The organism is Candidatus Oleimmundimicrobium sp., assembly GCF_030651595.1.
GTDB lineage: Bacteria > Actinomycetota > Aquicultoria > UBA3085 > Oleimmundimicrobiaceae > JAUSCH01.
Genome location: NZ_JAUSCH010000097.1, coordinates 1 through 10,899, shown reverse-complemented (window position 1 = coordinate 10,899; position 10,899 = coordinate 1). Strand labels below are relative to the sequence as shown.

General features: G+C 40.3%; 7 protein-coding genes. 4 read left to right on the top strand and 3 right to left on the bottom strand.

The features are described from left to right. Positions 1–271 (top strand): cell wall-binding repeat-containing protein (locus Q7U95_RS05855; protein WP_308752712.1); only part of this gene is annotated, 271 nt, incomplete at its 5' end. Positions 272–484: 213 nt separating this feature from the next. On the opposite strand, the gene Q7U95_RS05850 is transcribed toward Q7U95_RS05855, so the two are convergent. From Q7U95_RS05850 to Q7U95_RS05840, 3 genes are all read right to left on the bottom strand, one after another. Further along, positions 485–1,993: a DUF5667 domain-containing protein gene (locus Q7U95_RS05850; protein WP_308752710.1), complete on the bottom strand. Its 1,509-nt coding sequence runs from the start codon at positions 1,991–1,993 to the stop codon at positions 485–487. After that, the gene (locus Q7U95_RS05845) at positions 1,983–2,534 is read right to left on the bottom strand and encodes a sigma-70 family RNA polymerase sigma factor (protein ID WP_308752708.1); all 552 of its coding nucleotides are present in this window, start codon (positions 2,532–2,534) and stop codon (positions 1,983–1,985) included. The genes Q7U95_RS05850 and Q7U95_RS05845 overlap by 11 nt, the downstream gene beginning before the upstream one ends. A gap of 151 nt (positions 2,535–2,685) precedes the next feature. After that, entirely contained in the window at positions 2,686–4,110 is a 1,425-nt protein-coding gene (locus Q7U95_RS05840) for a hypothetical protein (protein ID WP_308752706.1), read from the bottom strand. Between the two features lie 218 nt (positions 4,111–4,328). Here Q7U95_RS05840 and Q7U95_RS05835 point away from each other — a divergent pair, with 218 nt between their 5' ends. From Q7U95_RS05835 to Q7U95_RS05825, 3 genes are all read left to right on the top strand, one after another. Then, on the top strand, positions 4,329–6,503 hold the full coding sequence (locus tag Q7U95_RS05835) for a cell wall-binding repeat-containing protein (protein WP_308752704.1): 2,175 nt from the start codon (positions 4,329–4,331) through the stop codon (positions 6,501–6,503). Positions 6,504–6,790: 287 nt separating this feature from the next. Then, positions 6,791–7,174: a metalloregulator ArsR/SmtB family transcription factor gene (locus Q7U95_RS05830; RefSeq protein WP_308752702.1), complete on the top strand. Its 384-nt coding sequence runs from the start codon at positions 6,791–6,793 to the stop codon at positions 7,172–7,174. A gap of 443 nt (positions 7,175–7,617) precedes the next feature. Further along, the gene (locus tag Q7U95_RS05825; RefSeq protein ID WP_308752700.1) at positions 7,618–9,687 is read left to right on the top strand and encodes an O-antigen ligase family protein; all 2,070 of its coding nucleotides are present in this window, start codon (positions 7,618–7,620) and stop codon (positions 9,685–9,687) included. The last annotated feature ends 1,212 nt before the right edge of the window (positions 9,688–10,899 follow it).

Genomic DNA, 10,899 nt, shown 5'->3' with positions numbered 1-10,899 from the left:
CAAAAAAATAGCCGAAAGGTATTTCTTATACTTTCCCGGTTCAGATAATATCTTCATCGCCACAGGCGAAAATTTCCCAGATGCCTTAGCAAGCGCTTCATACGCAGCCAAAATTGGGCCATGCCCGATGTTGTTGACACGAAACGGTTCCATTCCTAATTCGACAAAAAACTACCTCATAAATTACAGCGATGACATTAAAAAACTCTATATCACCGGTGGTTTTGGGGTAATTTCCGAAGAAGTTCAAAATGAACTTGGTAGTCTTTAGTAGCTGATTGGCAATCTCATTATCACTGTCATTGCGAGCGACCTGCACGCCAATGCCTGACGGTATCATAGACGTAGGTGGGAGTGAAGTAATCTCGAGGTTTTAAAATATTTTTAAATCTGCACTTTGCGCCTTACGATTTCCAAAGGAGTGTGAGTAAACGGCCAAGCTAACAATTAGTTAACTGCTCGTTATTTGATTATGGATAGTCTCTCACTTGATAGTAAAAGTTCGAGAAGATGAATAATTGCTTGCGTTACCAACATTATCAACCGACTTTACCCGCCAATACCAATCTCCCTCTGAAAACCCAGACACAAAAACGGTACCTAAATCGCCAATTGTCTTTGCTTCTTTAAAATTCGGGTCTTGGGAATATTGCAAAACATACATTTCTGTATCAGAATCACGGGAACCTGACCAATACAAGGCAACTCGAGCATCGTTTATAATAATCGCTCCATCATTTGGTGCCAATAAATCCGGTGGCGCGGGAGCCGTATTGTCCATTTTTACAGCCGCTGTCAAAGAGATATAATTTCCATCCTCGCCCTTGAGTTTAAACAGATAGGTTCCGTCCAAAACAATTTGCCCAACGTTATTGTTTCCGTTCCAAGAGGTTATGTAATTTCCCTTAGAAAACATGGTTTCAGCCAATTTTAAGTTGGAACGAATCAAAACCCCTTTCTTTGAAAAGATATCGACCCACAAGTTCTGCCCCGAAGCCGCCTTTATGTTAATCTTACAAATATCTTTTATACCATCTCCATTTGGACTAAAAACATCTAAATTAACTTTAAATAACTCTACCTCTTCAGCACCTTTCTTTTGAGTCAACGACTCAATTTCCTCGGTTAGCTCTTTCTCTTTGACTTCGGCCGTCGCGGATGTTAAAGATTCATCAGCAAGACTGGCCTTCTCTTTAGTAAAGTCCCTCTTTAACGATTTAAGTGTCAGACTTGCCTGCCCGACTGCCTCTTGATTTAAATTAAGCGAACAAGTTATTGCTTCACCGGTTAACCCAGAGACATTTCTAAGCATTTCTTTGAGCGCAATTTGCTGGTGGTCAGCAAATTTAGTTAACTTCTCAAAAAATTCAAGTTTCTCATCGTCGGTTAAATTGTCCCCCTCTTTCATGGCCTTCTTAAGATTAATATCCATCGCAGCAAGCGATTCTTTAACGAGTTTTTCGTTTTTAATGTCGACCATTGCTTCTGCTTCATTAAGACGTTTTTCTGCCAATTCAAGATAAGTTTGAGCCTTATCGAAAGCACTTATTGATAAGATAACCTCCACATTTTCAACTGCCATCTTTACCGGATAAAGTAAGCTGTCGGGAAGGCTATTGGCGGATGCAACCATCGTTCCCGCGCCTAAAACAGCAAAGATGAAGACAACTGCAATCGCTGTTGTTAAAGCGTTTAATCGCGGCTGCAAAAACATAGGGAAAGAAAGTCTTTTCCTTGAAGTTTTTTTCGATAAAACAAATTCCTTATGCTTGCTTTCAACCATTGCATCTAGTTTTGCTCTTAAAGATTTTTTAAATTCTATTGATGGAGAAATTTCCGGCAAAGCTTCTCTAACTGCCAAAGCAGCCTGAAGCAACGGCTCTAATTGTTCTCTCAAGTCCGGGTATTTAGCCAAACAGCCATCTATACTTTCTCCTCTATCCCTAAGGAGCTTTATGCAATTGTCCAGAGCTTTTTCAAGTTTATTTTCCATTTTCTTCCTCTAAAATCTTTCTTATTTTGATTAAAGCCCTATGCTGTAGTGACTTTACAGAACCTTCTGTTTTGCCTAAAGCTTTTGCTATTTCATTATTTGTAAAATGCAGGTTAAACTTTAAAATCATCACCTGCTGTTGTTCATCCGTTAATCCCGAAATCAATTCCTTGGCTCTATCACTCATGGCGTTGATTAGAACAGTTTCCTCAAGATTACAATCATCGCAATTTTCACGAACATATTCTAAAGAAACCTCGGGGCGCCTGCCTTTCAACCTAAAATAATCTATTGTCAAATTGTTGGCTATTCTAATGAGCCAAGTTGGAAAAGATGCCTTTTGCCCATCAAATTTACCTATAGCGTTAAAAGCTTTCAAAAAAGTTTGAGCGGTTAAATCCTCCGCCTCAAAAAAGTTGCCCGTTCGATAATAAATATAGCTGTGAACTTTCGAAACAAATTGCTCATAAAGCAACCCAAAAGCTTTTGAATCGTAATTTTTAGCTTGTTCCACCAGCTTCAAGAGTTCTCTATCTTTCAATATTTCCACCTCTTAAAGTGATACTTGACTGGCAAAACAAGCTATTCTCTTTAATTAAAATATACGTATAAATAAGCATAAAGATACTCCAAAAAAAAATTTAATATAAAGAGCAACGCAATTGAAGGCATTAATGATAAATAAACATCTCTTAGCGATCCCGGAGCCACTCCTGGTTTGCCGCTCTTACAGCTTCCTGCCACTCGGGTTTATCGTAAACGTGATAATATGGCGGTCTCAGCGGATCAGAGTTATCATCATCATGGCTGTAGCTAAAATATGCTATTCCCCCAGCTCCCAGGGACTTATACTCCCTTGTTTGAGTCAAAATTTCCTCTTCTGAGGGCTCTCGATAACTCAAACCGTCCTTGCCAAAAGTCTGAACTACTCCGTACCAGGGCTTATTGGAGGTCAATCCAAAACTCATTTTTCTCCACTGCCTGTCTATTTGGCAATGGTCGCTTCTATCATCCTCAATTATGGGATAACTGCTCCGGCTGGACAGAAACGGGTAGAAATCAAGCAAGAGAAAGTCACAATAACCGTTACCGCAATCAAAATTCAGAAATTCTTGGCCTTGAGAAAAACAAACCCCCACCGGCTTGGAGCTAAAGCTTTTAACATATTGATACGCTTCTTTTAGTTCGGAGATGGTTACCTGTCCGGTTGTGAGCTCGTCATAAAGATACCAAGCTCCTATTTTCGGGTGATTCGCATACCCTTCTAGAATTTCCTTTGCTCTATCGCGATTAAAATAGTAATAACCACTCGGATCTTTTAGCCATGTATAATAGTATTTATCGCCGTCCCAACCGGCCCCTCGTGCCGAAAACGAGAATATCACACAAACACCCTCGGGAACAGCGTTCAGGTAATTCTGAATGGCCTCGTCGTGTTGGGCTCCAAGACGAGGTTGCAAAACAACCGAACAACCTAAATCGTTAAATTCAGAGGAACTCAAATCGTTTTCATTAACCCGAAACATGAGCCTCGGGAAATAGGGGTTTTTGTTCACCCTGAGACCGTCAAACCATGCGTGACTACCTGCCGGTTGATTATAAAACGTGCAGTACACAACGATGTGGTCAAAAGACTTGCCGGCGATAGCTTCTATTTCACCGAACTCAAATGGATGTGTTTCGTAATTAAACCTATGAGAGACCCACTTCCATGTCTTATCGGTATAATGAATTCCTATAACAAGCCCAAAATGACCATCGAAATTATCGGCCCTTAAAGCTTTGGCCCACCCGGAAAACTCTATAACGTCCCCTACCCTTCCGGAAACTTTAATAACCTGATAAACAGCTTTCCTTCTTCCCTGTTCACCATAAATATGAAAAGATTTATTCTCAAAACGTTTGTAATTATTAACGGAGATATCCCCGCGATAGGTATAAAGGTTAAAGAACTGCCATCGATAAGGCCTTGAAGTTCCCGAAACTAAATCTTCGAAACCAGGATTTTTAAGGAGGTTATTAGTATAAAGAGCATGGGCATTGGGAGTAAATAAAATAATCATGCAAAATGAAAAAACAAGCGCGATTAAACTCTTTATTATCTTCTCGTAAAACATTTTTTCTCCCTTAAAGGTCAATAAATTAATCTTATTATAAAACATAAAAAGAACATTGATTAAATTTATCGTATTTTAATAATTCATATTTTCAAAAGTAACTAAAAACCCTTTAAGTGTTATTATGGATTTAAAGAGTAAAGAGATAAATTTTTATCTCAAGTAACATAGTAAAACTGTCGATATCTTTATAAAAGATAACTCACAAAGGATAATTTATGAAATTTAAATTTGTGCCAAATTTTTTAAAAAAAATGTTAATTCCCTTAGTCATCTTAACTTTGGTGCTGTCAATACCTGTCCAAACGATGGCAATTGCGCCAATTAAACTTTTTACTTCACCTTCAACCACCGCTTTGTCGAACGAGCAAAATTTTTCAACACGTTTTGTTTCCGATGAAATTTTGGTTAAATTTAAGCCCGTCACAAGCAGAAAGAAAATAAATGCAATAAATAAAAATTTTGGGGCAACAATTGTAGACAAAGTTCCTACTTTAGGCATATACCGTCTTAAAATTCCAAACAACCAGGTGCGCGAACTCGTAAAAAAATACAAGGAAAATCCGGATATCGAATTTGCCGAGCCAAATAGTATATATAAAGGATTTCTTGTTCCAAATGACCCACTCTATCCCGACCAATGGGCGCTTCCTAAGATTCAAGCTGAGCTGGCCTGGGATATAGAAACGGGTTCAACCACTCCCATAATTATAGCTGTTCTTGATACAGGAATCGACTTTAAGCACCCGGATCTTATAGGAAAAACAGTTGTAGGATATGACTTTGTCAACAATGATTCCGACCCCTCCGACGATAGCATTCAAAGCCATGGAACAGGGGTGGCAAGTATAGCTGCGGCTAAAACAAATAACGGCCTCGGCATGGCCGGGCTCTCTTGGGAAGCAAAAATCATGCCCGTAAAGGTTTTAAATAATTCTGATGGCTGGAGTTACAATATTGCCAGCGGGATAATGTATGCCGCGGACAACGGAGCAAATGTAATTAATTTAAGCTTAGGCGGCCCGGACCCATCACCATCAATTGAATCGGCAATAATTTACGCCAGAGACAAGGGTTGTGTCATAGTAGCAGCCGCAGGGAATTTCTTGGAAGATGTCCCTTTCCCATATATCTGTTATCCCGCTGCTTACGATGACGTAATTGCGGTGTCGGCAACGAATGAAACCGATGGTCATCCTGACTGGTCAAACAGCGGTTCTTTTGTGGATATTTCGGCCCCGGGTGAAAGTGTCTTGGCAGCACTTAGGGTTGCGACTTCACCTAATCCAAGCCTACCTTATCAGTTTTTTTTTAGCGGAACATCGGCTGCCGCCCCATACGTATCTGCCCTTGCGGCCCTTATATTGAGCAAATATCCAACACTAACTCCCGCCGAAGTCGAAAACGCGATTGTTCAGGGAGTAGATGACTTAGGTAGCCCAGGTTACGATATCTATTACGGTTACGGTAGGATAAACGCCTCAAAAGTGTTTAAGGTTGAACGAATTTATGGCCTAACAAGATATTCAACATCCATTAATATCTCTAAAAAAGGTTGGGATAATTCGGGAACGGTTATAATCGCAACGGGAGAAAACTTTCCGGATACTTTAGCAAGCGCTCCTTTAGCAGGAAAATATGATTGCCCGATTCTTCTCACCCCCCGAGCATCCGTGTCAGCAGAGTTGCTCAATGAAATATCACGCCTCGGCGCAACTCAAGCCTATATTTTGGGAGGAGCGGGAGCGGTATCTATTGAAGTGGAATCTCAATTAAAAAGCATCGTTACTACTGTTGATAGGATTTGGGGGAGCAATAGATACGAAACTGCCTCTAAAATTGCGGAAGAAGTCAACTCGCTCAACCAAACAGCGATAATTGCAACCGGAGAAAACTTTCCCGACGCACTCGCCGTATCAAGCATGGCCGCAAGCCAAAACATACCTATACTGTTCGTAACCAAAAATTCTATCCCGATTTCAACAAGTCAAGCACTATCCGATTTGGGAATAACAAAAACCATCATAGTTGGAGGAACTGCGGTTGTTTCAAGCGAAGTGGAAACCAATCTTCCTAATCCAACAAGATTAGCCGGAACAGATCGTTATGAAACAGCCGCTAAAATTATAGAGTATGCTCAATTAAATTATGGCCTTTCTTGGACAACCCCCATTATAGCAACGGGCCAAAATTTTCCTGACGCGTTGAGCGGCAGCGCTTTTGCTAAAAACAAAACAAGCCCTCTCTTAATAACATCGCCAACTTTCTTATCCGATACAGTAGATTCAATTCTCACTACCAACGCTTATTCGATAGAAAAAGTTTACATATTGGGAGGAAGCGGAGCAGTCAGCAACACCGTCTTTGCCCAAATAGCCTCGATTATTCAATAAACCCAAATTTTTATTCGTTATCCCAACATATCCTCGTAAACTTCACTTTGCTGTTTTATTTATCTCCCTCCAACTTACAATTACTTATTTCTGACTTGCTAAATCTGCAACTTGCTAAATCTGCAACTTGCTAAACCTGTAATTCAATAACAATTAATTCAAAAGTAATATAAAAATAATCAAAAAAGCTATTAACGTATTAACGTTAATGCGATAATAGCTACAAATCATAAACATTGAATTTTAATTTTAATTTTAAGAAATTTTGAGAAATTTAAGGAAGTAAAATGGTAAATAATATAACGGATATGGAATTTCTTTTTAAAGCATTGTCTTACCGCAAAAGATTGGAGATTTTAAACTTTCTGTTTAAGAAAAAAGAGGCACACGTATGCGAAATTGCTGACGAGCTTGAAATTCATTCGATGACAGCTTCTCGAAATTTGGCAATTCTCTCTCACGCAAATTTAATAAAAGCCAAACAAAAAAGAAATTTCACTTATTACTCCATTAATCCAAAACAAGATCGGTTTGTTAAATCAATTTTATCTTTAATTAAATCCAACTTTGAAGGAAAGAAATATTTAATAAGTTACAGTGACGCTACTTTTTTTGACTCGCGAATAAGAGAGTTGTTGGAAAATTTCATAGAGCCCGCACCAAAAGAATAATTCTACCTCACCACTTTTTTCAAAAGATTATTCTTTTAAAATTTCTTTTAAAATTCAAATAATAAAAAATTCAAACAATAACCACGGAAGAACTGATAATCATTAACGTATTAACGTTATAACGTTAATACGTTAATACAAAGGTAGAGCAAGATGTAGACAAGGTTGAGTGTAAGTGAGATTAGTAATTAATGGATGATAGGTTTTGCGTTTTGCGTTTTGCTTATAACTAAATTTCTTGGTTTGTTCTAAATAGCAGAAGTTTTGTTTGTAAGCAGGTTTTTTAATTTGTTCTAATTTGCCAAGCTTTTAATTAGATTTCTTGGTTTGTTTTAAGTATTAGAGGTTTTTTGCCTGAGAAATTTTACCATAGACTGTAAATGTTTATAAGTATAAAATAACCTATAGTTTGTCCGTCTCAATTTCAATAAAAGAGGAGTAAGATGACAAAAAATAATAAGCACAATGAAAGCGAAAGCGGTATAGTCTGGTTTTGTGATGCCCTCTCCATTTGGAGTTTAAGAGCCATCGTCTTTGCGGTCCCGCTTATTTATAGCCCGTGGCTGACAATATATTACGAACTCCCTAAGCTATTAGTCTTGCGCTCGCTTACATTTTTTCTTGTCATTTTGGCAATTTTAAAAATAGTTGCAACCGGTAAGATAGTTTTTAAAAAAACCGCGCTTGACTTGCCCCTTCTCACCTTCATTTTGGTTCTGGGGCTTTCAACCATCTTTTCAATTGACCCCACCCGAAGCGTCTTTGGCGAGTTTCACCGGTATGAGGGGCTGCTCACCATGATCTGCTATGTCTTGTTAGTATGGCTTTCGGTAAATTCCATAAAGTCGGAAGAAAATCTTAATCGGGTGCTGGACGCCTCCATCTTTGGCGCTTTTTTCGTGTCCCTCATCGGAATTCTGCAACACTACGGATTAAACCTATTAGAGCTGCCTGCCCACGTGGGCCAGACTGCTTCTACCATCGGAAACTCAGCTTTCCTCTCTTCTTATTTACTTTTAACTTTCTTCATTGCCCTGGCGCGCAGTTTCACAGCGCCGATAAAAATGAAGATATTTTCGGCCATTACCAGCGTTCTCGCGTTTATTTGTCTCATCTTAACGTATTCCCGTTCCGGCTGGATGGGATTTGCTGTCGGCGTATTGTTCTTGGCAGCGCTTGGTTTTTCCCAGAGAAAAAAGATTAAAATTAACGACCTTAAGAAACCGATCCAGTTGCTTGGTGTCGCCATCATTACCACATTGCTCATCCTGGTAGTATTAAGCTCATACGCGCCGCTCAAAAAAACGGAGGGCTCGTCTGAACTGGAAGCATTAAAAGAAAGAACTATTTCCGCCGTAAGAGGAGGCGGAACCGTTGCCACAAGATTTATCCTCTGGAAAAGCACTTTAAAAGCAACAGCCGACAGGCCGCTTTTGGGCTATGGCCGCGATACACTGGCGCTGGTTCTCCCGAAATATCTGCCCAAAGAGATACACGAAATTGAGAAAAACACGTATTACGATAAAGCCCATAACGAATTGCTGGAAACGCTCTCAACCACGGGAATCTTGGGCTTAATTGCCTTTCTCTGGATATTCATCGCCCTTTACCGAGGCAGTTTAAAAACCTTGGGCTCAATTAAAAAAAGTGACTTGGCCCTAACACTCGGCGGACTCTTGGCCGGAATAACTGCTTGCCTCGTCCAGTTGCAATTCAACCCATCCTCGGTAAATTTTGATTATCTTCTCTGGATAATGATGGGGCTGGCCTTATCCGTAGGCCAACTGACAACCCCCCAAGAAAAGGAGATTGAGCTTCCCTGGGTAGAACCGGGCACTCCCCACTATCTCGCCGTTTTCGCAATCTCCGGCCTCTTAATCTTCACTCTGTATAGAACAACCATTGAGCCGATACAAGCCGATTTCAGTTTTAAAGAGGGATTTAGAGCCGAGTTTTATGAGATGAGCACGGAAGCTATAAACTTGTTTGAAGAAGCAGCCGGCAAAAAGGTCGGAAGCGAAATGTACCTTTTAAAACTGGGGGATATTTACAAAGCAAAAATGGAGTCCACAACATCTAAAGAGTATAGAGGATATTTCGATAAGGCCGTAAAAGCGTACGAAGAAGCTCGAGACCTCAATCCATACAGCATAAATCCCTATATCTCTTTGGGAATCATATACGGAAATTATAACCAGCCGGAAAAGGCCGCGGAGAACTTTAAGAAAGCGGTTGAGATAGACCCTTATATGGAAGGAAGCCACCTTGGGTTGGGCTTCGCCTATTTTAAGATGGGTAAAACCAACGAATCCATACCTGAACTTGAAAGAGCAATTGAGCTAAATCCGAAAGGCAACAAGTATGCCTATAATTATTTGGGAAGGGCTTATGGGGTTAAAAAAGACTGGAAAAATGCTTTAGAGATAGTAAATAAAGGTTTAGAAATCTGGCCCGAAGATGAAGAGCTAAAAATAACATTAGATAAAATAAACAAGGCAAAAAACCAAAATTAATAAAACATTTTAAGCGCCTCTCCCGATAAAAAATTTAAGGTTTGAAAAAAAAGGAGGTCAGCCTCCAGCCCTCACTGTGCCAGTCTCTAAGACAAGCACGGTGAGGGTAAAACCTCACCACCCCCACCTCCGCCACCTGCCCGCCAATGCCTAACGGCATAATAGGCGTAGGCAGGCGGGGAGGCGGGCAGGCATCTGCCAGCTACCAGTCTTCAGGGAAAACAAAAAAACTTTTATTAATTTTAGTTTTTAAAACCCCAGTGGACTGTTCGGGGACGACCCTCTCAAGGCGGGCAGGTATATGAGAGCGCTGACCATGCCTACCGGCAGTAGTCTATAGGACCATCTAGTCCGGAGGATTATTTTGGTTAAAGCATTTGGCTGAAAGCGGGCAAGCCCTCCTGCGGCAGGTAAACTATATGAGCATACATAAACTATATGAGTAAACTATATGAGCATACAATTTGTTTAACCCATTCCAGAAATTCATAATCAGCTATTAACGCATTAACGTTATAACGTTAATGCGTTAATACGAAGGTTGTTAAGTAATTAATGGATTAAATCGTTATAAATTATTTTAAATTATTTTAAATTGTTATATCATCCCTCATTTCATTCCCTTTCAAGTCGGGCTTCGTCTCGGACATCAAGAAGAGGGCTCCAATTCGAGAGAAATTCTCCGAGGTCGAGACCGAGATGACCCTGCCTCAGGCACTGGAAGAACAAAGGGGAGAAACGAAGGGTCATTTTTAGGTTTCAAAATAGGTTGTTTAGGAAATAAGCCAAAGCTGTTTGAGCTTTGATTTATCGGAGCGAGTTCTGCCCTGCCTACCGGCAGGCAGGCAATAACCCCCTATTCGTCATCACGAGCCCGAAGGGCGTGGTGATCTCAAGATTGCCGCGTCCCGATGAAACATCGGAACTCGCAATGACACCCTATTTGTCACTGCGAGTGACTAAAAGGAGCGTGGCAGTCTAGATTGCTTCACTGCCTACTAGCACGGTAATAACGAGAGGTATCGCTTACGCATCATTGTAAATTTAAAAACCGATTGCTTCACTTCGTTCGCAATGACACCCTATTCGTCATCACGAGCCCGAAGGGCGTGGTGATGATCTTGAGATTGCCGCGCTTCGCTCGCAATGACGGAGATGGTTATTCCCACTTCCTCGCAATGACAGAATAATAACCTTACGTTCCTCCCGCCA

What these genes read in the sequence shown, in the direction of transcription:
- Q7U95_RS05850 (WP_308752710.1), bottom strand. Translation starts at nt 1,993, where the DNA reads ATGGAAAATAAACTTGAAAAAGCTCTGGACAATTGCATAAAGCTCCTT.
- Q7U95_RS05840 (WP_308752706.1), bottom strand. Translation starts at nt 4,110, where the DNA reads ATGTTTTACGAGAAGATAATAAAGAGTTTAATCGCGCTTGTTTTTTCA.
- Q7U95_RS05835 (WP_308752704.1), top strand. Translation starts at nt 4,329, where the DNA reads ATGAAATTTAAATTTGTGCCAAATTTTTTAAAAAAAATGTTAATTCCC.
- Q7U95_RS05830 (WP_308752702.1), top strand. Translation starts at nt 6,791, where the DNA reads ATGGTAAATAATATAACGGATATGGAATTTCTTTTTAAAGCATTGTCT.
- Q7U95_RS05825 (WP_308752700.1), top strand. Translation starts at nt 7,618, where the DNA reads ATGACAAAAAATAATAAGCACAATGAAAGCGAAAGCGGTATAGTCTGG.